The 24,088-nt window shown below is 68.9% G+C and carries 27 protein-coding genes; 17 read left to right on the top strand and 10 right to left on the bottom strand.

From position 1 onward, the window contains the following. Nucleotides 1-5: 5 nt before the first annotated feature. The 3 genes from AC3RCE_RS00405 to AC3RCE_RS00415 form a co-directional block, all read right to left on the bottom strand. Nucleotides 6-1,589 (bottom strand): tail fiber domain-containing protein, encoded by a 1,584-nt coding sequence (locus AC3RCE_RS00405; protein ID WP_492246141.1) that lies wholly within the window; start codon nt 1,587-1,589, stop codon nt 6-8. A 201-nt stretch (nt 1,590-1,790) separates the two neighbouring features. Further along, nucleotides 1,791-2,255 (bottom strand): carboxymuconolactone decarboxylase family protein, encoded by a 465-nt coding sequence (locus AC3RCE_RS00410; protein WP_218296414.1) that lies wholly within the window; start codon nt 2,253-2,255, stop codon nt 1,791-1,793. A 153-nt stretch (nt 2,256-2,408) separates the two neighbouring features. After that, a complete protein-coding gene (locus tag AC3RCE_RS00415) occupies nt 2,409-3,326 on the bottom strand; it encodes an RNA polymerase sigma-70 factor (RefSeq protein ID WP_369640967.1) in 918 nt (305 codons plus the stop codon). Nucleotides 3,327-3,680: 354 nt separating this feature from the next. Between AC3RCE_RS00415 and AC3RCE_RS00420 the strand changes: the two genes are divergently transcribed. Further along, complete coding sequence (locus AC3RCE_RS00420) at nt 3,681-4,049, top strand: VOC family protein (protein ID WP_492254275.1); 369 nt, start codon at nt 3,681-3,683, stop codon at nt 4,047-4,049. Nucleotides 4,050-4,079: 30 nt separating this feature from the next. Here AC3RCE_RS00420 and AC3RCE_RS00425 read toward each other — a convergent pair whose 3' ends face one another. From AC3RCE_RS00425 to AC3RCE_RS00440, 4 genes are all read right to left on the bottom strand, one after another. Further along, a complete protein-coding gene (locus tag AC3RCE_RS00425; RefSeq protein WP_218296417.1) occupies nt 4,080-4,358 on the bottom strand; it encodes a YkgJ family cysteine cluster protein in 279 nt (92 codons plus the stop codon). A gap of 79 nt (nt 4,359-4,437) precedes the next feature. Then, nucleotides 4,438-5,046, bottom strand: a complete 609-nt coding sequence (locus tag AC3RCE_RS00430; RefSeq protein WP_492254276.1) for an NADPH-dependent FMN reductase — start codon at nt 5,044-5,046, stop codon at nt 4,438-4,440. 80 nt (nt 5,047-5,126) lie between these two features. Further along, complete coding sequence (locus AC3RCE_RS00435; protein WP_218296419.1) at nt 5,127-5,651, bottom strand: anthrone oxygenase family protein; 525 nt, start codon at nt 5,649-5,651, stop codon at nt 5,127-5,129. Nucleotides 5,652-5,794: 143 nt separating this feature from the next. Next, nucleotides 5,795-6,421: a Crp/Fnr family transcriptional regulator gene (locus tag AC3RCE_RS00440; RefSeq protein WP_492254277.1), complete on the bottom strand. Its 627-nt coding sequence runs from the start codon at nt 6,419-6,421 to the stop codon at nt 5,795-5,797. A 153-nt stretch (nt 6,422-6,574) separates the two neighbouring features. Here AC3RCE_RS00440 and mnmG point away from each other — a divergent pair, with 153 nt between their 5' ends. From mnmG to AC3RCE_RS00515, 15 genes are all read left to right on the top strand, one after another. Further along, nucleotides 6,575-8,551 carry a tRNA uridine-5-carboxymethylaminomethyl(34) synthesis enzyme MnmG gene (gene mnmG, locus AC3RCE_RS00445; protein WP_492254278.1) on the top strand — a complete coding sequence of 659 codons (1,977 nt, stop codon included), beginning with the start codon at nt 6,575-6,577 and terminating at the stop codon, nt 8,549-8,551. 2 nt (nt 8,552-8,553) lie between these two features. Beyond that, nucleotides 8,554-9,234 carry a 16S rRNA (guanine(527)-N(7))-methyltransferase RsmG gene (rsmG, locus tag AC3RCE_RS00450; protein WP_492255445.1) on the top strand — a complete coding sequence of 227 codons (681 nt, stop codon included), beginning with the start codon at nt 8,554-8,556 and terminating at the stop codon, nt 9,232-9,234. A gap of 139 nt (nt 9,235-9,373) precedes the next feature. After that, nucleotides 9,374-9,988, top strand: coding sequence for a LysE family transporter (locus tag AC3RCE_RS00455; protein WP_492254279.1), 615 nt, complete (start codon nt 9,374-9,376; stop codon nt 9,986-9,988). 33 nt (nt 9,989-10,021) lie between these two features. Further along, complete coding sequence (locus AC3RCE_RS00460) at nt 10,022-10,834, top strand: ParA family protein (RefSeq protein WP_492254280.1); 813 nt, start codon at nt 10,022-10,024, stop codon at nt 10,832-10,834. 34 nt (nt 10,835-10,868) lie between these two features. Beyond that, a complete protein-coding gene (locus tag AC3RCE_RS00465) occupies nt 10,869-11,411 on the top strand; it encodes an RBBP9/YdeN family alpha/beta hydrolase (protein WP_492254281.1) in 543 nt (180 codons plus the stop codon). 70 nt (nt 11,412-11,481) lie between these two features. Further along, on the top strand, nt 11,482-11,778 hold the full coding sequence (locus tag AC3RCE_RS00470) for a cupin domain-containing protein (protein ID WP_218296424.1): 297 nt from the start codon (nt 11,482-11,484) through the stop codon (nt 11,776-11,778). A gap of 38 nt (nt 11,779-11,816) precedes the next feature. Then, nucleotides 11,817-12,740: a ParB/RepB/Spo0J family partition protein gene (locus AC3RCE_RS00475; RefSeq protein ID WP_218339274.1), complete on the top strand. Its 924-nt coding sequence runs from the start codon at nt 11,817-11,819 to the stop codon at nt 12,738-12,740. 212 nt (nt 12,741-12,952) lie between these two features. Beyond that, the gene (locus tag AC3RCE_RS00480) at nt 12,953-14,293 is read left to right on the top strand and encodes a hypothetical protein (protein WP_492254282.1); all 1,341 of its coding nucleotides are present in this window, start codon (nt 12,953-12,955) and stop codon (nt 14,291-14,293) included. 10 nt (nt 14,294-14,303) lie between these two features. Then, a complete protein-coding gene (locus tag AC3RCE_RS00485) occupies nt 14,304-15,047 on the top strand; it encodes a class I SAM-dependent methyltransferase (RefSeq protein WP_218296427.1) in 744 nt (247 codons plus the stop codon). Between the two features lie 327 nt (nt 15,048-15,374). Then, nucleotides 15,375-16,910, top strand: coding sequence for a COG3014 family protein (locus tag AC3RCE_RS00490; RefSeq protein WP_218296428.1), 1,536 nt, complete (start codon nt 15,375-15,377; stop codon nt 16,908-16,910). A 35-nt stretch (nt 16,911-16,945) separates the two neighbouring features. Then, the gene (locus AC3RCE_RS00495; protein ID WP_218296429.1) at nt 16,946-17,359 is read left to right on the top strand and encodes a YcfL family putative periplasmic lipoprotein; all 414 of its coding nucleotides are present in this window, start codon (nt 16,946-16,948) and stop codon (nt 17,357-17,359) included. Nucleotides 17,360-17,388: 29 nt separating this feature from the next. After that, nucleotides 17,389-18,003, top strand: a complete 615-nt coding sequence (gene lpoB / locus AC3RCE_RS00500) for a penicillin-binding protein activator LpoB (protein ID WP_218296430.1) — start codon at nt 17,389-17,391, stop codon at nt 18,001-18,003. A gap of 204 nt (nt 18,004-18,207) precedes the next feature. After that, nucleotides 18,208-19,170 carry a hypothetical protein gene (locus AC3RCE_RS00505; RefSeq protein ID WP_218296431.1) on the top strand — a complete coding sequence of 321 codons (963 nt, stop codon included), beginning with the start codon at nt 18,208-18,210 and terminating at the stop codon, nt 19,168-19,170. A gap of 171 nt (nt 19,171-19,341) precedes the next feature. Continuing rightward, complete coding sequence (locus AC3RCE_RS00510; RefSeq protein WP_492254283.1) at nt 19,342-20,457, top strand: alpha/beta fold hydrolase; 1,116 nt, start codon at nt 19,342-19,344, stop codon at nt 20,455-20,457. A gap of 6 nt (nt 20,458-20,463) precedes the next feature. Beyond that, on the top strand, nt 20,464-20,991 hold the full coding sequence (locus tag AC3RCE_RS00515) for a DUF4952 domain-containing protein (RefSeq protein ID WP_492254284.1): 528 nt from the start codon (nt 20,464-20,466) through the stop codon (nt 20,989-20,991). A gap of 15 nt (nt 20,992-21,006) precedes the next feature. Here AC3RCE_RS00515 and AC3RCE_RS00520 read toward each other — a convergent pair whose 3' ends face one another. After that, nucleotides 21,007-21,663, bottom strand: a complete 657-nt coding sequence (locus AC3RCE_RS00520) for a flavin reductase family protein (RefSeq protein ID WP_370627745.1) — start codon at nt 21,661-21,663, stop codon at nt 21,007-21,009. A 12-nt stretch (nt 21,664-21,675) separates the two neighbouring features. Then, the gene (locus AC3RCE_RS00525; RefSeq protein ID WP_492254285.1) at nt 21,676-22,599 is read right to left on the bottom strand and encodes a LysR substrate-binding domain-containing protein; all 924 of its coding nucleotides are present in this window, start codon (nt 22,597-22,599) and stop codon (nt 21,676-21,678) included. 168 nt (nt 22,600-22,767) lie between these two features. On the opposite strand from AC3RCE_RS00525, the gene AC3RCE_RS00530 reads away from it, so the two are divergent. Then, nucleotides 22,768-23,175: a tautomerase family protein gene (locus AC3RCE_RS00530; RefSeq protein WP_218296435.1), complete on the top strand. Its 408-nt coding sequence runs from the start codon at nt 22,768-22,770 to the stop codon at nt 23,173-23,175. A gap of 71 nt (nt 23,176-23,246) precedes the next feature. Here the strand turns inward: AC3RCE_RS00530 and AC3RCE_RS00535 are convergent, their stop codons facing one another. Then, entirely contained in the window at nt 23,247-24,068 is an 822-nt protein-coding gene (locus tag AC3RCE_RS00535) for an AraC family transcriptional regulator (RefSeq protein WP_492254286.1), read from the bottom strand. Nucleotides 24,069-24,088: the final 20 nt, after the last annotated feature.

A 24,088-nucleotide genomic window follows, 5' to 3' on the forward strand; every position in this document is an offset into this window, starting at 1 on the left:
CCCTCTTAGCGCGCGGGCTTGGCGGGGGCCGCCATCTGCGCTTCCAGCAGGGAGATGCGGGCCCTGATCGCGGCGATGTCGGCTTCGCGTTCGGTCACCTTGCGGGCCAGCGCCTGCACGGCGCCCAGGGTCACGCCCGCGAGGTCGCCGGGGGCCAGGCTCCTGTCGTCCTGCCCGAGCTGGAAGATCTTGCGGAAGTCCTCGGCCATGGGGCCGACGTGGCGCTCCTGCGCGGGGCTGGACTTGTAGCGCCAGTGGTAGAGCGGCAGGCTCAGCACTTTTTCCAGCAGGGTGGTGCCGTTGACGGGTTCGATGCCCGTCTTGAGCGTGCGGCTGGAGCCGGTGCTCAGCGTGCCGGTGATGGCCAGGTTGCCGTTGGCGGCCAGCGTGAACTGCGGTGTGCCCGCGCCCTGCGTGGCCAGGGTGAGGGCCGTGCCGGAGGTCATGTCCCAGCCGGTGGCCGGTGCCGTGGTGAAGCGCAGCGTGGCGGGGCCGTTGTTGGCCAGGTTCAGCAGGGTGCGCGGGGCGGCTGTGCTGTTGGTCTCCTGCACCAGGACCTGGGCGGTGCCGTCGTTGCGCAGCACATGCAGCGCGGCGGACGGCGATGCGGTGCCCAGGCCGACGTTGCCCGATGCGGCAATGTCCAGGCTGCTGGTGGGCGCTCCAGGGCGGATGCGCAACGGCAGGCGCGAGCCGCCTGTGAGGTCGCGCACGAAGAAGTTGGCCTCGTTGGAAGCGATGTCCCAGGTCTGCGCCGTGAAGCCGCCCGCCGAGGTCTGTTCCAGGCGGACCCCGGGCGTGTCGCCCGTCAGGGCGTGCACGTCCAGCACCGGCGTGGCGGTGCGCAGGCCCAGGTCGCCGCCGGAGCTGACGTAGAGGCTGTTGGTGGGGGCCCCGGCGCTGACGGTGAAGACCTGGTTGCCGGAGGTCGCATCCTCGATGGCGAGGTAGGAGGCGCCGCCCGAGGCGGTGTCGTTGGCCTTGATCCGCCAGTCGTTGGTGGGAAACGGGCTATTGCTCGTGTCCTGGAAATGGATGATGGGATTGGCTCCCTTGAGCCGCACCGTGTCAAAACCGAAGTTCTCGTTGTTGACGCAGTCGAGGCCCGCGCACACGCTGCCCTGCACGATCAGGTCGTCGGCAAGCAACTGGTCCTTGGTGGAGAACGTGGTGGCCGCCGACTTGGGGCGCGGTACGGGCGCGCTGGACTCGGCGCCGCCGACCACCAGCTGGCCCTGGGCCACGACAAAGGAGCCGGAAACGATGCGCTGGTGCAGGGTGGCCTGGGCCAGCGCGGGGTCCATGACGAGCGGGGGATCCAGGCTCAGCTCATAGAAATAGCGTCCGTCGGCCAGGCCCGCCCGCTGGGGCTCGAGCACGATCGGGGCGCGTGGGAACGCCATGTCGGTGACGGTGCCGTCGGGGCGTGCCAGCCGCAACTTGCCCGCGCCGTGGGGTGCGTTGGCGGTCCAGGTGATGCGCTCGCTCTGGCGTGTCGTGGTGATGGACGCAGCGGGAGCCTGCGCGGCGCAGGTGGCGCCGACGAGGCTCGCCATCAGGGCCATCGCGGTTCGGTGCAGGAAGTTCATGGCGGTGGTCTCAAAAGCGGGTGGAAGCGCACGGGAACGCCGGTAAGGCATCTTTGCGACACCAGTTACCCATGGAAACACTTGAGTTTGAGCGACCGGGACTGCGGCGTCAATCCGCAGTTGCGCACGGGAGAGGGGTTGTGGGGGCCGAAACCCTCTCCCGCGCGCCAGGCCCGCCCCTGCGGCGCGTGGGAGGACGCTTCAGCCCGCTTCCGGGATCGGGGCGCGCATCCCGGCGTTCACCAGGTTCCAGGCGTTGATCACGGCGATCGCAAAGCCCAGTTCGGAGATTTCGGTCTCGTTGAACACCGCCTGCAGCTTCGCGAATTCCTCGTCGCTCGCATCGCTGTGGGGCGTGGCGGTGATGATCTCGGCCCAGCGCAGGGCGGCGCGTTCACGCTCGCCGAAGAACGGCGCCTCGCGCCAGCCGGCCACGGCGTTCAGGTGGCGCGGCTCCATGCCGTCCTTGACCAGGTAGGTCCAGTGCATGTCCATGCAGTACGCGCAGCCGTTGATCTGTGAGACGCGCAGGAAGACGAGTTCGGCCAGGCGCGCGCCCAGTGGTCCCTTCTTGAGGGTTTCCGACAGGCTCACCAGGCCCATGAAGGCCTTGGAAGACAGCTTGTGATAGGGCAGGCGGGCGGTGTGCTGGGTGGTCGATGGCATGGCAGATCCTTGGGTGTAAGTGGCAATGGCCTGGGGTTGAAAACGTTGGGCATGAAGGCTGCGGTGGTGTTGCTGCTGCTGCTGCCTTTCATACTGGTTAGACGTGGCCGGGTCTGCCGCTGTGACACGGTGCCCCGAAAAAACCTCAGCACGTCACCCCAGCGTGTCCGGGATGCCCGCCAACTTGTCCGGGTTGCGCACGGCATAGATGGCCACGATGCGCTCGCCGTCCGTCACGAACGCCTGCGCCGATTCGATGCGGCCGTCCACGTAGCGCAGCAGGCCGGGTTCGCCGTTGAGGAGCGCCATGCGGTAGACCACCAGCGCGCCCAGGCGGCGGAACTGCGCCCAGTACAGGTTGGCGATGCGGAACGGCCCCACCAGCGGCTTGGGAAAGGATGGCACCTTGCCGCCGCCGTCGCCAATCAGCTGCGCGTCTTCGCTGAGCAGCGCCTCGATGGCGTTGCGGTCGCCGCTTTGGGCGGCCCGCATGAAGCGCTGCAGCAGCTGGTGGTGCACGGCCTGCGGCACCTCGAACCGGGTGCGCGCCTGCTGCACGCGCTCGCTGGCGCGGTGCACCATCTGGCGGCAGCTGGCCTCGCTCTTGCCCAGCTGCGCGGCGATCTCGGGGTAGTCGTAGTCGAACACCTGGCGCAGCAAAAAGGCCGCGCGCTCCTCCGGCCCCAGGCGCTCCAGCACGTACATGAATGCCACCGACAGCTCGCCCGCCAGCTCGGCGGCCGCCTCGGGGGTGTCGTGGTGGTGCGGTGCGTCGCCGTGGTGGTGGTGCAGCTCCACCAGCGGCTCGGGCAGCCACCAGCCCACGTAGGCCTCGCGCTCGGCCTTCAGCGCGCGCAGCCGGTCGATGGCCAGCCGCGTGACCACCGTCACCAGCCAGGCCTCGGCCGATTGCAGCACGGCCACATCCTGGCGGCTCCAGCGCAGCCAGGCGTCCTGCAGTACGTCCTCGGCATCGGCGCGCACGCCCAGCATGCGGTAGGCAATGCCGAACAGGCGGGGGCGCAGGGTGGTGAAGGGGTCGGTGGCGGTGGGTGCGGGGTTCGTGGTCATGGCGGTGTCGGGTGGCGTGCGGCAGGCAGGAGCGTGTGGGAAGACTGTTCCGTGGTCCTGCACAGACGTTGGAGGCAGCGGTGGTGTGACAGGGCGGCCTTGGTTGCTTTTATTTTGATAGCTATTGGCGCTTGTCGGTAAAGCGCTGGAGGCATTTTTGAGCAGAACCGAAGGCTGCGGGAATGACCGTGTTGTACGCAACCGGGCGTGCGCAGGCAACCCCCGCGCGGGGCCCGTGACGGGGAAGGGACGGCCCGCGGAAAGGCCTGCGGCGCCCTGGCCGGGCCGTCATTGCGTCGGGCTGCGCGATGGTTCACAGTGCGGGTTTTCATCCCGCAACCCAAGGAGCGCAGCATGGCCCATGCATTGAACTGGTTCGAGATCCCCGTGACCGACTTCACCCGCGCCAGGACTTTCTACGAGACGGTGCTGGGCATCACCATCGCGCCCATGGAAATGGGCCCGACCAAAATGGGGATGTTGTCCTCCGACCCCGCCGCCGTGGGCGGTGCCCTCGTGCAGGCGGAGAGCAGCGTACCCTCGCAGAACGGGACGATGGTGTACCTCAATGGCGGCGAGGACCTGGCCCCCCTGCTGGCGCGCGTGGAGCCAGCGGGCGGGGCGGTGGTGGTGTCCAAGACGGAGATTGGCAATGACTTCGGCTTCTTTGCCCACTTCATGGACACCGAGGGCAACAAGGTCGGGCTGCACTCGATGAAGTAGCGGGCGCGGACCCATCGGGAGGACCGCCGGTCACCCCGCCGGTTCGCCCACGCTCCCGGGCTCCGTCAGCCGCTCCAGCCGCGCCAGGAAACCCATGGCCTGCTCCGTGCTGGTGCCACACATCTCGGCCGACGGCATCAGCCCCCCGCACACCGCCGGCCGCTCGGGTTGCCCAAAAATGAGGCAGCGCGCACCGTCCCCCAGCTGAATGCACCGCACCCCCGCCGGTTTGCCCTGGGGCATGCCCGGGATGGGCGAGCTGATGGAGGGGGCGGTGCAGCAGGCGCCGCAGCCGGGGCGGCAGTTCATGGGTGGATGCTATTATTTATATAGCTGCTAGCGCTTATGAATAAAGCGCTAGAGGCCAATTTGATTCAAATTTTGGCGTTCACTGGCCAGCGGCAGCATCGCCGTGCAGGCAGCTGGATGCCCACAGCACCTGGTCGACCACGGCGCGCACGCGGTCGCGGTGGGCTTGCTGGATGAGAGCGCCGCCGTCGTCGAATGCGCTGCCGGCCGAGCCCAGCGCAAACGCCTTGGGTGCCAGCCAGCATTCGGCGTTGATGAGCAGGGGCGCCAGGTGGCTTTGCGAGCGCAGGCCGCCCAGGGCGCCGGGCGAGGCGCTGAGCATGCCCACCACCTTGCCGCGAAAACTCTTGCCGCCGTCTTGCCAGTCCGGGTGGCCCTTGGCGGGGCTGGAGGCCCAGTCGATGGTGTTCTTGAGCAGGGCGGTGTAGCTGCCGTTGTACTCGGGCGAGCAGATGACCCAGGCGGGGTGCTGCCACAGGATCTCCTTGAGCCGGATCACGTCCGCCGGTGTGCCCTGGGCTTCGAGGTCGGCGTTGTACAGCGGGATGTCGAAGTCCGACAGCTCCAGCAGCGTGACCGTGGCGCCCGCGTCGCGTGCGATGGCGGCGGTGGCGTGGGCCAGTTTGCGGTTGAAGGATTGCTGGCGCGTGCTGCCGGCGAAGATCAGGAGGGAAGGTGTGTGGGGCATGGTGCCTGCGATTGGAGCACAGGCGCGTGGCAGGATTCCTGCAAGCCGGGAGGCCGGTGCGTGGCGCTGCGCCAGCGCGGCTACGTGCGGCGACCCGCAAGCCGCCCCACCAGCGACCCCAGCGCCGCCATGAAACAACCCAGGCTGAGCAGCGCGCGCCACAGGTTGGCGGCGTTCCACCGGTCGCGCACCTGGGCCCAGCCGGCGGGCAGGGCCTGGGGGTTCCAGGCTTCGGTGGTGTGGTTGAGCGGCAGGTTGACCTGCTGGGTGAAGAACACGATGCCCAGCAGGTAGGCCACGCCCACCCCGGCCAGCAGGCGCCACCATGGCGCGCGGTGTTCACGCCAGGCCGTGGCCAGGGCCAGCGCGCACCACAGCGGCGGGCCAAAGAACAGCACAAAGAACAGCGCGTGCCGCACGTTGCGGTTGAAGGCCGATTGCACGGTGGCGTAGATGGCGCCGTCCATCTGCAGCAGGGCCAGGTTGACGTTGGCGCTGTAGGTGCCGAAGAACCCTGCCATGAGGCCGAGCCACACCACGGCGAGGGCGTGGGGGATCAGGGAGAGCGGGGGCGGCGCGTTGCTGGGGTGCTGGGCGGTGGTCATGGGCGGGCTGGTGGGGGTGGTGCCCGCACTCTGCCGGTAAGCCGCCCCCAGTGCCTTATCCTTTGATAAGAGCGGCTCACAAAACTCCCCTGGCGTCGTTGTTCCGTCTTGTCGTACCGCTTGTACTGCCTGCGACGGAACGCCTAGCCAGGGCCGCTACGCTGAGTTTTGTTAGCCGCTCTAAGCCCCATCTCGCTGCGCAGGCGCGACAGCGAGACATCGGTCACGCCCAGGTACGACGCCAGGTGCTTGAGGGCGATGCGCTCGGCCCATTGCGGATGCTGCTCCAGCAAACGGGCGTAGCGCTGGCGGGCGCTGAGCTGCAGAAATTCCTGCTCGCGCTGCATCTTGCCGTCGAGCAGGGCGCAGAGCACCCGGTGCTCCAGCGCGGCCCACGGTGCCCAGCCCGCGCCGGGCAGGGGGCGGCTGGAATCGGTGGGCAAGGGCAGCGCCCACACCACGCTGTCTTCCAATGGTTCCACGTGAAACATCACCGGCTGCTGGCGCAGTGTGGGGGTGATGGGCCAGCACAGGGCGCCGTCCAGAAAGAAGTTCTTGTTGGATTCGGCCCCGTCGCGGTCCAGGTAAAACAGCCGCAGGGCGCCGCGCTCCACCCACCACAGGTGCCGCCAGTGTTCGCCTGCCCGCAGCAATGGCTGGCCGCGTTGCAGGTGCAGGCACTGAGCGCTGGTCCACCATGTCTCTACGGCTGTCGGTGGTGGGCCGAGCACCTGGGTTAGGAAGAGGGTGAGGGGGTTGGAAACAGACACGGCCTGCGCAAAGTGGGAAAATCGCGGGTTGCCTGCTGGGGCGCCGGGCGCGCCCACCACCAGCAGGGCCGGTGTGCGGCGCCTTGGGTAGGGTGCCCCCTGTGCTACCGGGTGTTTTGATTATCGGGCCCGCCAGGCCCCGGAGTGTCCCCCATGTTGTATCCCCAGGAATTTGATGTGATCGTTGTCGGCGGTGGCCATGCGGGCACCGAGGCCGCGCTGGCCGCCGCGCGCATGGGCAGCAAGACGCTGCTGCTCACGCACAACATCGAGACGCTGGGGCAGATGAGCTGCAACCCCAGCATCGGCGGCATCGGCAAGGGCCACCTGGTGAAGGAGGTGGACGCGCTGGGCGGCGCCATGGCGCTGGCCACGGACGAGGGCGGCATCCAGTTCCGCATTCTCAACAGCAGCAAGGGCCCCGCCGTGCGTGCCACGCGCGCCCAGGCCGACCGCATCCTCTACAAGGCCGCCATCCGCCGCATGCTGGAGAACCAGCCCAATCTGTGGCTGTTCCAGCAGGCGGTGGACGATCTGATGGTGGAGGGCGACCGGGTGGTGGGCGCCGTCACGCAGGTGGGCATCCGCTTTCGCAGCCGGACGGTGGTGCTCACGGCCGGGACGTTCCTGGACGGCAAGATCCATGTGGGGCTGAACAACTACGCGGCCGGCCGGGCCGGGGACCCGCCTGCGGTGTCGCTGTCGGCGCGCCTCAAGGAGCTGAAGCTGCCCCAGGGGCGCCTGAAGACCGGCACGCCACCACGCATCGACGGGCGCAGCATCGATTTTTCGAAGTGCACCGAGCAGCCCGGCGACGGCATGCTCGGCGGCGTGAACGAGGGCACCGTGCCCGTGTTCAGCTTCATGGGCAACGCGCAGATGCATCCCCAGCAGGTGCCCTGCTGGATCACCCACACCAACGAGCGCACGCACGAGATCATCCGCAGCGGCTTCGACCGCAGCCCCATGTTCACCGGCAAGATCGAGGGCGTGGGCCCGCGCTACTGCCCGAGCGTGGAGGACAAGATCAACCGCTTTGCCGACAAGGACAGCCACCAGATTTTCCTGGAACCCGAAGGCCTGACCACACACGAGTACTACCCCAACGGCATCAGCACCAGCCTGCCGTTCGACATCCAGTACGACCTGGTGCGCAGCATGCCCGGCCTGGAGAACGCGCACATCCTGCGCCCTGGCTACGCCATCGAATACGACTACTTCGACCCGCGCTCGCTCAAGAGCAGCTTCGAGACGCGGCAGATCCAGGGCCTGTTCTTCGCCGGGCAGATCAACGGCACCACGGGCTACGAAGAGGCGGCGGCGCAGGGCCTGTTCGCCGGCATCAATGCCGCGCTGCAGTGCCGGGGCGAAGCCGCCTGGCTGCCCGGCCGCGACGAGGCCTACCTGGGCGTGCTGGTGGACGACCTCATCACCAAGGGCGTGACCGAGCCCTACCGCATGTTCACCAGCCGGGCCGAGTTCCGTCTGCAGCTGCGCGAGGACAACGCCGACATGCGCCTGACCGAAGCAGGGCGCCGCATGGGCCTGGTGGACGACGCGCGCTGGGATGCGTTCAGCCGCAAGCGCGATGCGGTTTCACGTGAAACAGAGCGTCTGAAAGCCACCTGGGTGAACCCGCGCAACCTGCCCGCGGCCGAGTCGGAGCGCGTGCTGGGCAAGAGCATCGAGCACGAATACAACCTGTTCGAGCTGTTGCGCCGCCCGGATGTGAACTACGCCAGCCTGGTGTCCATGGACGGCGGCAAGTACGCCTCCAGCGAGGTTTCACGTGAAACACTGGGGACCTTGAGCGAGCCCGTGGTGGAGCAGGTGGAGATTGCGGCCAAGTATTCGGGCTACATCGACCGCCAGAAGGGCGAGGTGGAACGCGCCGCGCACTTCGAGAAACTGCGCCTGCCGCCCGACCTGGACTACATGCAGGTCACGGCCCTGAGCATCGAGGCGCGCCAGGTGCTCAGCCGCCACCGGCCCGAGACCCTGGGCCACGCATCGCGCATCACGGGCATCACGCCGGCGGCGATCTCGCTGTTGATGGTGCATCTGAAGAAGGGTGGCTTCAAGGAATTTGCCGTCGCCCCGTCCAAGGCTGAAGGCGAAGTGGCGGCATGACGATGACCGTACCCCACAACGACGCATTGCGCAGCCAGTTGCAGGCGGGTGCAGATGCCCTGGGCCTGGGCCTGGGCGATGACCAGGTCAGCCAACTGATGGAATTTCTGGCCCTGCTGCAGAAGTGGAACAAGGTCTACAACCTGACCTCGGTGCGCGACCCGCAGGAGATGATGACGCACCATTTGCTCGACAGCCTGGCGGCGGTGGCACCGCTGCGCCGGCACGTCGCCACCCTGGAGCAACAGGCCCCGGCAGCGGGCTCGGTGCGCCTGCTGGATGTCGGCTCGGGCGGCGGGCTGCCCGGTGTGGTGTTCGCCATCTGCTGCCCGGCGGTGGATGTGAGCTGCGTGGACACGGTGGGCAAGAAGGCGGCATTCATCCAGCAAGCGGCGGTGTCCTTGAAGCTGCGCAACCTGCATGGGGTGCATGCGCGCGTGGAGACATTGACGACGCCGTTCGACATCATCAGCTGCCGTGCGTTTGCTTCGCTGCCCGACTTCGTGACCTGGTCGCAGGGTGCGCTGGCCGCGCCCCACGGCGTGTGGCTGGCCATGAAGGGCAAGCACCCAGAGGACGAGATCGCAGCCCTGCCCGCCGGTGCGTCGGTGTTTCACGTGGAACCACTGACCGTCCCGGGCCTGGAGGCCGAGCGCTGCATCATCTGGTTGAAGCCCGCCTGAGGTTTTTTGGGACGGGTTTGCCAGCCGCTGGCATGCGGATGAGGGAGCAGGGCGGGGTGGTCGCTTAAACTCGGCTGCTCATCGTGGGTGCGCCGCATGTCGCGGCACCCCCTCCAGATCCAGCACACCGGGAGAGATCATGTTCGGCATCGCAGACTACGGCGCCTTTGTCGCCGCCATCGTGTTGTTCCTGCTCATTCCGGGCCCCGGGAATCTGGCGCTCATCACCTCCACCAGCAAGGGCGGCGTGCGCGGCGGCATGGCCGCCACCATGGGCGTGATCGCGGGCGACCAGGTGCTGATGTGGGCGGCGGTGGCCGGGGTGGCGGCCTTGCTGGCCACGTACCCCACGGCGTTCCATGCGGTGCAGTGGCTGGGGGCCGCCTACCTGGCCTGGCTGGGCTTCAAGATGCTCACGGCCAAGCCGGAGGCACAACCCATCCTCAACATCCAGCCGCGCCACTATTTCAAGCAGGCCGGGCTCATCACCCTGCTCAACCCCAAGGCCATCGTGTTCTACATGGCGTTCTTCCCGCTGTTCGTCGATCCCGCGCGCCACCAGGGTTTTCTGACCTTCGGCGTGATGGCGGCCACCGTGGCGGTGCTGACGTTCCTCTACGGGCTGGTCGCCGTGCTGCTCACGCACCACCTGGCCGCGCGCATGCGCGCCAACCCGCGCATCGGCCGCGTGCTGGAAAAAGTGGCGGGTGTCTTTCTGATCGGCTTTGGCATCAAGCTGGCCATCTCCAAGTAAAACAACGACAACAACACGGACTGCAACACCCACATGGCCAAAATTTTCTGCGTTGCCAATCAGAAGGGTGGTGTTGGCAAGACCACCACCACCGTGAACCTTGCTGCCGGGCTGGCCAAGATCGGCCAGCGCGTGCTGATGGTGGACCTGGACCCGCAGGGCAATGCCACCATGGGCTCGGGCGTGGACAAGCGCAGCCTGGACCTCACGGTGTACGACGTGCTGCTCGAATCCGCCTCGGTCAAAGAGGCCGCCGTGCTGTCGGAAAAATGTGGCTACTGGGTGCTGGGCGCCAACCGCGAGCTGGCGGGCGCCGAGGTGGAACTGGTGGCGCTGGAGCACCGCGAAAAGCGCCTGAAGGCCGCGTTGGCAGAGGCCGATGGCGACTACGACTTCGTGCTCATCGACTGCCCGCCGTCGCTGTCCATGCTCACGCTCAACGGCCTGTGCAGCGCCCACGGCGTGATCGTGCCCATGCAGTGCGAATACTTCGCGCTCGAAGGCCTGACCGACCTGGTCAACACCATCAAGCAGGTGCACGCCAACCTCAATGCCGACCTGCAGATCATCGGCCTGCTGCGGGTGATGTTCGACCCGCGCATCACCCTGCAGCAGCAGGTGAGCGACCAGCTCAAGGGCCATTTCGGCGACAAGGTGTTCAACAGCGTGATCCCGCGCAACGTGCGCCTGGCCGAGGCGCCCAGCTATGGCCTGCCTGGTGTGGTGTTCGACCCGGCCGCCAAGGGCAGCCAGGCCTTTGTGGAGTTTGCGCAGGAGATGGTCGAGCGCGTGCACACCATGCCGGCGGCAGCATCTTCCATGGCAAAAATGGCCCCTAACGCTTGATGGACAAGCGCTGATAGCTATTGAATTGATAGTAATGAAGGCTTCCAACCTCCTGCTGCTGCCCGGCTGGCAGAACTCCGGCCCTGATCATTGGCAAAGCCTGTGGGAGGCCCGCCACGGCTACCACCGCGTGGAGCAGCACGACTGGATGCGCCCGCTGCGCGGCGACTGGTCGGCGCGGCTGGAGGACACCGTGGTCGATGCCGATGGCCCCGTGGTGCTGGTGGCGCACAGCCTGGGCTGCATCCTTACCGCGTGGTGGGCTGCGCATTCGGCCAACGCGCACCGCGTGGTGGGCGCGCTGCTGGTGGCGCCGGGCGATGTGGAACGCCCCGACCTGGCCGCGCAGATCCACGGCTGGGCGCCCATTGCACGCAAACCCCTGCCGTTCCCGGCCGTGCTGGTGGGCAGCCGCAACGATCCGTATTGCAGCCTGGAGCGCGCCGAAGGTTTGGCGCAGGCCTGGGGCGCGCACTTCATCGACTACGGCGAGCGCGGCCACATCAATGCCGAATCGGGCCTGGGCGATTGGGATGAGGGGCATGGCTGGCTGCTGCAGCTGGCCAACCCGGCATGAGCCGCTGGGCCTTGTGGCGCGTGGTGCGCCGTGTAGCCGTCAGCTACCGAATTTCTCAGTGATCCGATCCATGACCAAAATCAACCTGCCCGCCATCGCCGACCAACTTCCCCGCGCCTGGAGCTCCACGGTCGTGGGCCAGGCCGCCGGCGCCAACGTCAAGGTGCTGCGCATGGACGACGCCGCCTACTCCGACGAGTCGCACGACTTTGACGAGGCGCTGCTGGTGCTCGACGGCTGCATGCGCCTCGCCCTGCAGGGGCAGGTCACCGAGGTGAACGCGGGTGAGGTGTTCATCGTGCCCGCTGGAGTGCCCCACGCGGTGGCACCGGGCAGCCATGGCACGCTGGTCATCATCGACCGCTGAAGAATCTTTCCCCCCTTCCTTTTCGCGAGAAGCATTTCATGGTCACCAAAAAACCCAAGGGCCTGGGACGCGGCCTCGAAGCCCTGCTGGGCCCCAAGGTCGAAGAAAAAGTGGAACAGGCCCAGGCGGCCGAAGCCGGGCTGCCCAGCAGCCTGCCGCTGTCCGAACTGGTGCCCGGCGTGTACCAGCCCCGCACGCGCATGGACGAAGGCGCGCTGTATGAGCTGGCCGAATCCATCAAGGCCCAGGGCATCATGCAGCCCATCCTGGTGCGGCGTCTTGCGAGCGGAGACAACGCGGGCAAGTACGAAATCATCGCGGGCGAGCGGCGCTTTCGGGCCTCGCGCCTGGCGGGCCTGGCCGAGGTGCCGGTGCTGGTGCGCGACGTGCCCGACGAGTCGGCGGCCGCCATGGCGCTCATCGAGAACATCCAGCGCGAGGACCTCAACCCGCTGGAAGAAGCCCATGGCCTGCAGCGCCTGGTCAAGGAATTCGGCCTCACGCACGAGCTGGCCGCGCAGGCCGTGGGTCGCTCGCGCAGCGCCGCCAGCAACCTGCTGCGCCTGTTGAACCTGGCCGAGCCCGTGCAGACCATGCTGATGGCCGGCGACATCGACATGGGCCATGCGCGCGCGCTGCTGTCGCTGGACCGCGCCGCGCAGATCACGGCGGGCAACCAGATCGCGGCCAAGAAACTGTCGGTGCGCGAGGCCGAGGCGCTGGTCAAGAAGATCGGCGCCGAGTTCAGCCTGGTGCCGCAAAAGCCCCAGAAGGAAAAGTCGCGCGACTTGAAGCGCGTGGAGGAAGAACTCTCGGACCTGCTCATGGCCGAGGTCGAGGTGCGCGTGAAAAAACGCGTCAAGCGCCACGGCCGGGTGGAGGACATGGGCGAGCTGGCGATCCAGTTCGGCTCGCTGGAGGCCTTGAACGGGCTGATCGACCGCCTGCGGGGTCAGGCCTAGCCTTCTTGTGCCGGGGATGTGTGAAATAGCGCACACAAGCGGTTTCCACACGTAACTTGCGCAGGCAAAATGCGTCTGTGCGGGGCCTACACTGCGCTGCGTTCAACACACCCGGGTTGACCGCAAGGCCTCTTCACAGGGCGGCGATACAGCCGCCCTGCGGCCCACGATGGTTTGCCGGGTGATCCATGCATCTCCTGGAGCAGACCCCCATGACCCCTTTGCGCTTCGTCCTGACCCCCGCCTGCCTGGCCGTTGGCCTGTGCATCGCCAGCCTGGGCGCCCAGGCCCAAAACACCAAACCCCCCAAGGTCCAGCTGTGGATGGACGTGTCCACCGGCACCATGGCTGGCATGCCCGAGATGGACAGCCTGCCCGGCGGGGGCGGCATGCTCGGCGGCCTCATGGGCGGCGGCGCGCAGGGCAGGGCGGGCGGTGGCAACACGGCCTACGGCAACGCCCGCGCCATGTCCATCATGCCGCCGCGTGTCATCGACATCGCCTTGCACAACACCCTGCGCCCCGGCGTCGAGGCCAGCCAGGCCATTCCGGCGGGCATGCGCATGGGCGAATCCCTGCCGCTGGTCCCCCCGCGCGCACAGCCCACCCAGACCGAGCCGGGCGAGGTGCCCCAGGAATACCAGCAGCACCAGCCCAAGGGCCGCATCCTGCTGTACTGGGGCTGCGGGAGCGCGGTGCGCGCGGGCCAGCCGCGCGTGATCGACCTGGCGCGCGCCAAGCCGACCGACTATGCCCAGGCCTTCGCCGGCCGCGCCGTGCCCGACCGGGGGCCGCGCGTGGGCCCGGCCTACGCGCTGTACCCCAATGAACGCAACCAGGTGAGCCTGTCGCGTGACGCCTCGCTGGTGGGCGAGCACCAGGTGCGCGGCGACGGTGTGCCCGCGTCGATGAAGTTCACGCTGGGCGCGGCGCAAGACCTGATGCCCGCCATCGACCTGCGCACCACCGGCAAGCCACAGGACAGCATGGGCACCAGCTGGCAGCCTGTGCGCAATGCGCGCGCCTACTACCTGCACGCCATGTCGCAGAACGGGGACGACCTCGTGATGTGGTCCAGCGCCGAGACGCCCGACACGGGCATGGGCCTGTTCGACTACCTGTCGCCCGCCACCATCGACCGCTGGCTCAAGGAGCGTGTGCTGCTCTCGCCCGAAACCACGCAGTGCGCCATCCCGCAGGGCATCTTCGCGGGCGGCGGGCGCGATGCCACGCCCATGCTGCGCATGATGGCCTACGGCGGCGAAAGCCACATCGTGCACCCCCCGCGCCCGGCCGACCCCAAGGCAGCCTGGGAGCCCGAGTGGGCCGTGCGCGTGCGCGTCAAGTCGCACACCATGGCCATGCTGGGCGAAGAGATGCAGGGGCGGCGCGGCGGCAGCATGGGCACGGCACCCGGCGCACCCTCGGGCGGCGCCTATTCCAGCGGCATGGGCGGCGCGCCGGCAGGCCAGCAGCCAGCGGGCGAGGGTGGCACGGATGCGGGCAACGTGGTCAACCCCGTCAACCTGCTGCGCGGCATTTTTGGCCGCTGAGCACGAACCCATGCTGGCCCTGCGCATGCCCTGGCCCCTGCCCGCGTTGCTGGCGTGGGCGTGCGCGTGGCTCATTTTTGTGGCCCTGCAGCGCGCGGTCCCACCGGTGGCGGCCTTGCTGGCCGCCTGCCTGATCGGGACGGCGGCCAGCGTGCTGGGCGGCAGCTGGTGGCGGCGCGGGCTGATCGCGGCGGGCTTTCCGCTGTCGCTGGCGCTGCTGGGCGCGGCCAGCCTGCCCACCTGGGCGTGGCTGGTGCCGCTGGCGTTGCTGCTGCTGGTCTACCCGCTCAACGCCTGGCGCGATGCGCCGCTGTTTCCCACGCCCCACCATGCGCTGCAGTCCCTGGCCTCGCAGGCCCCGCTGCCGCTGGGGGCGCGGGTGCTGGATGCGGGCAGCGGCGTGGGCGATGGCCTGAAGGCACTGCGCCATGCCTACCCGGCCGCGCAACTGGAGGGCATCGAATGGAGCTGGCCCCTGCGCCTGCTGTGCGCCCTGCGGTGCCCCTGGGCCCGGGTGCGGCGCGCCGACATGTGGGCCGAGGATTGGAGCCCCTACCGCATGGTGTACCTGTTCCAGCGGCCCGAGAGCATGGCCCGCGCCGCCGCCAAGGCCCAGGCCGAGCTGGCGCCCGGCGCGTGGCTGGTGAGCCTGGAATTCGCGATCCCCGGCGTGCTGCCCAGCGTGCAGCTGCGCGCGCCGGGGGGCCGCGTGGTGTGGCTCTACCGCATGCCGCTCAACCGCGTGGAGGCATGAGATGCCACTGTTCCATGGCGATTTGAGCCGTTCGGCGCGGTTACAGAAAAGATACAAGCTTTTGCTACATTGCGTCCCTGGCTACAACCCCATACAAAACTACCAAGAAACTCACAGCCAGAGGGGGCTGCCAGCAGCACGTGAAAGCGCCGGGAGGGGGCGCACGCGCAGCCAGCACCTTCCTTGTCCGGATCTCCCATCCTGCAGGCGCTTTCCGCCGTCGCGGCGCATCTCCCTGACCGGTGCGCGCCTGGCGTGGCGCGGCCTTGCGCGTGGGCAGTGCCGGGGTTTTCTGGTGCGCAACCGACCGATCTGCAAGGAGCATCCATGACCGCCCACCCATCCCGTTTCCGCCCGCGCCTTCTGTGGGTGCTGGCCCTGAGCGCCGCCCTCACGGGCTGCGCCACCATGCAGAGCCATGACAAGCTGGCGACCGACATGCAGAACGCCGGGCGCAGCGGCGGCATTCCCGCGGCCATCGCCCAGCTCGAGAGCACCGCCAAGACCGAGGAAGAAAAGACCGCGCTCCTGTTCAACATGGAACGCGGCGAGCTGCTGCGCATGGACCGCCGCTACCCCGACAGCACCAACGCCTTCCTGCTGGCCGACATCAAGGTCAAGGAATGGGAAGAAACCGCCAAGACCAACCCCAGCAAGCTCATGGGCACCGTGGGCGCCGCGCTGATCAGCGAACGCCTGAAGGTCTATGAAGGCCAGGACTATGAAAAGGTGTGGGTGACCACGCGCCTGGCGCTCAACCGCATGGCCGTGGGCGACTTCGAGAACGCCCGCGTGGACATCAAGCGCACCCACGAGCGCGAGGCCATCATTGCCGAGTTCCGTGCCAAGGAAACCCTGGCGGCGGAAGAAGAAGCCAAGTCCAAGGGCGCCACCTCGGGGGGCAAGGAACTCAACGGCTACCCCGTCGAGACGCTCAACGACCCCGAGGTGCTGGCCCTCAAGAACGGCTACCAGAACGCCCTTTCGCACTACCTCGCCGGCTTCCTGTACGAAATGCTCAACGAGCCCGGCCTGGCCGCGCCCGGCTACCGCAAGGCCATCGAGCTCAAGCCCGAAACCGGCGTGCTCGAAGAAGGCCTGCGCGGCCTGGACACCCGCACCGGCTTCACCTGGAAACGCCGCCAGCGCATGACCGACGTGCTCTTCATCGTGGAAGCCGGTGACGCCCCCGCGCGCAAGCCCAAGGCCTTCACGCTTCCGGTGCCCACGGGCCGGGGCATGGTCACGGCCAGTATTTCCTACCCCGTGATCGAGCCGTCCAAGGACGCGCTGCTGACCACCATCTCCGCCGCGGGCACCGACCTCAAGCTCGAAAAGGTGGTGGACGTGAACGTGATGGCGCGCCGTGCGCTCAAGGACGAAATGCCCGGCATGGTGCTGCGCGGCTTCACCCGCGCCGTGGCCAAGGGCGTGCTGCAGAACGAACTGCAAAAGCGTGGCGGCCTGATTGGCGGCATCATCGGCGCGGCGGCCTCGGTGGCCACCGAGCAGGCGGACGACCGCATGTGGCGCATGCTGCCCGGCCGCGTGTACGTGGCCCGTGGCTACCTGCCACCGGGCGAGCATGTGGTGAGCGTGAACGGCCGCCAGCTGCCCCAGCCCATCAAGATCGACGGCCAGTACGCCCTGGTGCCCCTGCGCATGTACGACAACAGCGTGCTGACCGGCGATGTGGCCATGCTGGGCCAGTTGCCCACCGTGGCCGCCGCGCCGCAGCCCGCCGCGGCAGAGCCTGCCACCACCGTGCGCACGACCACCACCACCACCAGCCGGACGCGCTCGGTGCCCAAGTCGGTGGTCAAGTCCACCTCGGCCACGCCCGCGCCCGCCGCCAAGAACTGAAACCGCACATGTCCCATTTCCAAGGAGCCTCTGGCATGAGAACCCGTTTTGCCCTTGCCGCCGCCGCACCCGCCATCGCGTGCGCGGCCCTCACCCTGACCCTGGCCACCGCGGCCCGCGCCCAGCTGCACGACCCGGCCACGCCGCTGGCCGTGGCCTCCAAGGTGGCGCTGCGCGGCGAGGCCAACAGCATCGCCGTGCGCGAGATGCGCATCGTGCGCAAGAACGACATCCTCGTCGTGCAGGCCGACATGGCCAACATGGGCCGCACCGACCGCACCGTGTTCTATCGCTTCAAGTGGCTGGACAACGTGGGCAACCAGGTGGGCGACGGCGAATCGTGGAAGCAGATGAGCGTGCTCGGCCTGGGCCAGCAAACCGTCAAGAGCGTGGCGCCGACCAGCGCCGCCGTCGACCTGCGCCTGGAAATGAACGTAGAACCGCGCTGAACACCACAGTGCCGACCGGAGAAAACAACATGCAACGCAACACCATTCAGCGCACCACGCTCATCCTGGCCTTCGCGGCCAGCACCCTGGCCCTCTCGGCCTGCCAGAACCTGTCCTCGCCCACCGTGCGTTTTGACCGCCAGGTCAACTACGGCGACGCCAAGGCCGTCGAGCTGGTGACCAACGAATTCGGCTCCACCGACCTGCAGATGATCGCCGAGAAGATGACCGGCGGCCTGCTCGAAACCGGCATCTTCCAGGGCCGTCCCACGGTGACGATCTCCACCGTCAAGAACAAGACCAGCGAGTACATCGACACCACCAACGTGATGAACTCGATCCAGACGGCGCTGGTCAAGTCGGGCAAGGTGCGCTTCGTGCGCTCCATCAACGAGATGCAGGCCGGTGTGGACGAGCTGCAGCGCCAGAACCAGAGCGGCCTGTACAAGCAGGGCACCACCGCCAAGGTCGGCCAGATGACGGCCGCCAAGTACAGCATGGAAGGCGAGCTCACCAGCATCGTCAAGCAGAACAACGCGACCAAGGACGTTTACTACAAGTTCACGCTCAAGCTGTTCGATGTGCAGGAAGGCACGATCGAGTGGCAGGATGAAAAAGAGATCCGCAAGACAAGCAAGCGATAAGAAGTAGGCAACCCCCTGAGCGGCTGCGCCGCTTCCCCCTTTCTCTCGCGCTGCGCGCGGGAAGGGGGACGCCGCCAGTGCGGCGGGGCGGCCCTTGCACGGCGGCGGCTGGCCTGGGCCGCGCCAGTTTCGAAGGATGAAGGTGCTCCGGCCCGCATCGCTCGACCCATTCATGAATTTCCGTCAGCTCACAAGGAGCACACCATGCAACGCAGAATCACCCTCCACACGGCCCTGGCCGTGATCGCCGCCACCACCATGGCGTGGGGCACCGCCGCCCAGGCGCAGCAGCCGGGCGCCGCGCCCAAGATCGCCGTGACGGACCTGGCCTACGCCCAGCGCGTGTCCGAATATTTCCTGGCCGGCACCTACCAGCGCAGCAGCCAGATGAGCGCGGGCGGCAGCCACAGCGGCGGCTACAGCGCCGGGCCCTACGGCGGGGGCGGCTCGCACTCGGGCAGCCACCACATGCAGGCGTCCGAGCAGGCCAGCGGCACCTACGTGGCCGGCCGCTACAGCTACATCGAGCAGCGCGAGCTCGGCGGCTACACCAACGACATCAAGGGTGCCATCCTGCAGGGCACCTACTTCCGTCTGATCCAGGGCAAGGGCTTCGACGCGGGCAAGCCCCAGCCCTCCAAGGCAGAGCAGGTGCTCAACCAGGTGCAGGGTGGCAAGATGGCCACGCCCCAGGTGCAGCCCCAGGTCAACGACGTGATCAGCCGGATCAAGAAGGGCGAGTTCAACGGCGCCGACTACGTGCTGTTCGGCGTGGTCTCCAGCATCGACTTCACCGATGCGCTCTCGCCCCTGCAGGGCACCACCAGCGCCACGCGCCAGTACGGCCTGCAGCTCCTGGCCGACTTCTCGCTCATCAACACCAAGACCTACGAGATCAAGGCCGCGTTCTCCGCCCAGGGCGAAGGCAACGACACCAAGATCCTGTCGATCCGTGGCGACATCGCCCCGCCCAACCGCGCCAAGGTGATCCGCGAGACCTCGCTGTCGCTCGCGCAGGACGTGTACCAGCAGATGGCCATGCAGCTGGGCTACACCGACGCCCACCTGGCGCGCGGCGTGCGCCCGCCGCCGGTGTACCAGCAGGGCGGCCAGCCCATGCCCGTGCCGCAGCCCCAGCAGCCCGAGCAGGTCCTCATCCTGAAGTAAGGGCATCCCTGGACCGGGGCGTGCCGGTTTTGACTGGATTGCCCCGTTCCGGTTGATGGATAAGCGCGATATGCTATTGATTTGCTAGCATTTTGCGGCCTCAGGCGCCTGGCGGCGCGCCAGTGGCAGGCGCAGCGTTCCGGGTCGCCGCAGTCGTGCCAGACTTCGGCTGTGCTCAACGTCCAACGCTTTTTTTCTTGTGCCGCACCTGGGCGGTCCCTGGCCAGCCCTGCGCTGGCCTTTTTCGTGGCCACGGCCGGGGCCGTGGTGCTCGGCGGCTGCGCCGCGTCGCCACCGCCGTTCTATGCGGCGGCCGTGTCCGGATCGCTGGTGAATGTGTACGGGCCCGAAGCGTCCGCGGACGCGCCCCAGGCGCCTCCGCAGGCCCCGGCGGCGCCGACCCAGGCCCCGCCGCCGTCGGAGCCGTTTGCACCGCGGCCCCTGCCGGGCGCCGATGGCGCGACGCTCCAGGCCCTCGCGCGCAGCGAGCGCACGGCACCGCTGCGCTACCGCGTGATCGTCATCCCCGGCTCCGGCTGCGCGGGCATGGGCCCGATTGCCGACCGCTATTTCGCCGGCCTGCTGCACGCGCAGGTGCTGGTGCTGCACAAGCCCGGCGTGGACCCGCAGGCGCGCACGGCCCCCGGCGACTGCGCGCGCGAATTTGTGCAGCAGGACCGCCTCTCCACCTGGCTGGCCCACGCGCGTGCGGCCCTGGTCGCGGATGCGCGGCAGCGCGCGCGCGACGGCGCGCCCGCGCTGCCGCAGCTGCTGGTGGGCATCTCCGAAGGGGCCGAACTCTTGCCCGCCCTCGCCCCCGAGGTGCCGCAGCTGGCGGGCCTGGTGCTGCTGTCGGCCAGCGGGCTGGACCCGCAGGAGGCCGGCAGGCTGCAGGCGCAGCGCCTGGGTGCGCAGGAAGACTGGGAGGAACTGGCCCGCGTGGTGGCCGGGAGCCGGCCCGACACCGCCGTGGCGCAGGGCCGCAGCCTGGGTTACTGGCGCGACCTGTGGAGCTGGCCGCTGACCCTGCCGCTGGTGCAAAGCCCCTGGCCCGTGGTGCAGGTGTGGGGCGGCGAGGATGCCCTGGTGCCCCCCGCCGCATACGAACGGTTTGCCGAACTCGCCGCCTTGCGCACCGAGCCCTATTGCGCGCGCAGCCTGCCCGACGCGGACCATGGCCTGCAGCGCCGCGCCGCCGGGGCGGATGGCGTGCAGCAGGTGTGGGCCTGGGCAGAACAATGGGCACGGGACCCGGCCGCAGGCCTGTGCGCGCCCTTGTCGCGGTAACAGGCCATGGCGCAGCGCCACCTGCCGCCGCCTGCATGCCAGCCAGGGGCGCGGCGCATGGAGTGGTGGTGGCCCCGGGGCTGCGCGCCCGTCGCGGTGCCGTGTCTGAGCCTTCTCTTCCTCTTCCTCCTCCTCGCGCCCGCCGCGTTCGGCCAGACGGCCTCGTGCGCTGACTTCCTGGCCGTGCAGCGGCACAAGCCGCCGGGGCTTGAATGGACCGGCTGTGCCGAAGGCCATCTGCACCAGCTGCGCGCGCTGACCGCGACCTATCGGGTACCGGGCGCGCAGGCGGCGGCCGTGGAGCGCTACCTGGCACGCCACACCGGCATGGCGCGGCTGCACTTCGTGTGCTGTGGCTGGGAGCCCCGCAGCCGCCACCGGGGGCGCGAGGGCGCGGGCAGCCTGCCGGGGCCGCAGGGCTTGGCCTACCGCGTGTCCATGCACTCGGGCGAAACGCTGGTCACGCGCCGCGGCGGCTGGGGCGCCATCCCGTGGTTCGAGGTGAGCGTGGCCCTGCCGCTGGAGCCGCCGTAGCGCAGGGGGCGCGGCCTACCGTGGCCGGTACATCTTGAACAACTGCTCCGGCCCCACCGTGAAGTAGTCGGCCGGGCCCCCCGCGCGCAGGATGTGGCCGGCGTTGGCGGTGTCGTACACGCCGTCCTTGAGCAGCCGCTGGTCGATGTGCACGGCCACCACCTCGCCCAGCACCAGCCAGGTGGGCACCTGCACGCCGTCTGCGCCCTGCAGCTGCAGGATCTGCGTGCTGCGGCATTCGAAGGTGACGGGGCTTTCGGCCACGCGGGGTGGGCGCACCTGCGTGGACGGCCGGGGCGTGAGGCCGGCGAGCGTGAACTCGCTGACCTCGGGCGGCGCGTTGGCGCAGCTCTGGTTCATGGCCTCGGCCAGGTCGCGCGTGGCCAAGTTCCACACGAACTCGCCGGTCTCCTGCACGTTGCGCACCGTGTCCTTGAAGCCGATGCTCGCGAAGCCCACGATGGGGGGCACGTAGTTGAACGCGTTGAAGAAGCTGTAGGGCGCGAGGTTGGTGGCTCCGGCCGCGCTCTGCGTGGAGATCCAGCCGATGGGGCGGGGGCCGACGATGGCATTGAACGGGTCGTGCGGCAGGCCGTGGCCCTGGCGGGGTTGGTAGCTGTGGATGGCGGAGTCGGGCATGGCGGCGGGGCGGCGAAGGCAAGGAATGCCCATCGTAGGGCGATCTCAGGGCGCCTGCGGGCCCGGGGGCATTGCGGTGGCCTCGGCCTGCGCCTGCAGCCAGGCGCAGAACACATCGATCCGGGGGTGGGCGCCGGCGCGGCGGCGCAGCACGTAGTCGTAGCCCGAGGCCGCGAAGCCCAGCGGCGCCACCAGCCGGCCGGCCCGCACGTCGTCCAGCACGAGGTGCCAGGGGGCCACCGCCACGCCCAGGCCGCGCACGGCGGCCTCCAGGGTGAAGTAGTAGTGTTCGAACTCGGGGCCCGCGGGTGGGGCGGCAGGCACCGGCGCTCCCGTGGCGGCCGCCCACATGGCCCAGGCGTTGCGCCGCGTGCGCGTGTGGAGCATCAGGGGCTGCAGGGCGGGAGCGGCCATGTCGGCGGGCTGGCGCAGGGCCATGCGCCCGGCCAGCGCGGGGCTCAGCACCGGGCCCAGGTGCTCGGGGAACAGCCGCGTACAGGCCGGGGTGTCCCGCGCCGCGCCGGGCTCCTCGGCGGTGATGGACACGTCGCAGCGCGCGGGGGCGGCGCCTGCGTCGGCGGCGGTGGTGCGCAGGCGCACCTCGATGCCCGGGTGCCGCGCCTGGAAGTCGAACAGCCGGGGGATCAGCCATTTCACGGTGAAGGTGCTGAAGCAGGCCACGTCCAGCGGGCCTCGGCTGCCGTCGCCGATCTCGCGCACGGCCTCGGCGATGTGCGCGAACGCGGTGGTCAGCACGGGCTGCAGCACGCGCGCCGCCGGGGTGAGCGTGGGGCGGGCCTTGCTGCCGTCGAACAGGGGCACGCCCAGGTGCTGCTCGAGCTGGCGCACCTGCCGGCTGATGGCGCCGGGCGTGACCGACAGTTCGTCAGCCGCCGCGGTCATGCGGCCCAGGCGGGCGGCGGCCTCGAAGGCGCGCAGGGCGCCCAGTGGGGGCAGGCGGGGGCTCATCTTTGTGAGTTTAGTGCACAAGGCTGCGGAGAAATCATCGCTTTGCAGGCGGTAGAACGATAGCAACAATGGCCCATGCCATCGGCGGCAGTGCGTGGATCGCCTGAGGGCTGCGCTGCCCGCTTCTACCTATTTAATTGACTTCAGGGAACATACGAGAACACCGCCATGCCTTTCATCCGCACCCATGTTCCGCAAGACACCCCCGCCGCCACGCGCACGGCCATCGTGCAAGGCGTCCACCAGGCGCTGGTGGACAGTATCGGCATGCCGCCGGACGAGCTGTTCAACCTGGTGGCCGGCTACGCGCCCGGGGAGTTCGCCTGCAGCCGCACCTTCAACGGCGTGGCCCGCTCCGACCGCGTGGTGGTGCTCGAGATCACGCTGCGGCGCGGGCGCAGCGATGCGATGAAGCGCGCGCTGTACGCCGCCATCGCGCACAACCTGCACACCCTGGCGGGCGTGGCGCCGGCCGATGTGTTCATCTTCCTGCACGAGAACGACTATTCCGACTGGTCCGTGGGCCACGGCCGCTTTGCGATGGACCTGGTGCAGCAGCGGGTCGCGCCGGGCTGAGGGGCATGGTCCCATCCAGCGACATCCGTTTGCTACAAATTTAATAGCTGTTGGCGCTTTCCGGCCGTGCGCTAGGCCATGTTTTTGCCAATGAACCCGCTGGGCGGCTGCCCCATCGCCGCCTTGAACATCGCGGAGAACGCGCTTTCGCTCGCGTAGCCGCTGGCCGCCGCCACCTGGCCCACGGGCTCGCCGCGCGCCAGGCGGGGCAGGGCATGGGCCAGCACGGCCTGGCGGCGCCACTGTGCGAAGCCCATGCCGAACTGCGCGCGGAACAGGCGGGCCAGCGTGCGCTCGCTGGCGCCGCTGTCGGCCGCCCAGTGCTGCAGCGTGGCGTAGCGCCCGGGCTCGTGCAGCACGGCCTGGCACAGCGCGCGCAGGCGCTTGTCGCTGTGGGGGCCGGGCAGCGGCACGCTCAGGGCCAGGCTTTCGGCCTGGCCGATCTCATCGAGCACCAGCGCGGTCAGCGCGGCCTCGCGCGCGGGGCCGGGGTGCGGGCCGCCCACCGGGTCCAGCGCCGACACCAGCTCGCGCAGCAGGGGCGTCACGGCCATCACGCGGCAGTTCGCGCCGCCAGCCGGCACCACGCCGGGGTCGATGTAGAGCGTGCGGAAGGCGGCCGCTTCCAGCACCGCCACGGCGTGCAGCGCGCCGGGGGCGATCCACACCGCGCGCGAGGGTGGCACGATGTACGCGGTGGCGGTGCCCGGTGCGTGCACGCTCACCTGGACCACCCCGCTGGCGCAGTAGGCCAGCTGGCCCCAGGCGTGGCGGTGCGGCTCGAAATGCGTATCGGCCGGCATGTCGCGCGCCCGCACCCGCACGGGGCTGGCGGGCGTGGGGGTGAACGGGTCGGTGTCGCCCAGGGGAGCGGCTTGGCTGGTACGGGCCATGGCGGGTCGAAAAAAGCAGA

It is taken from the genome of Acidovorax sp. GW823-FHT05D11 (assembly GCF_058795695.1).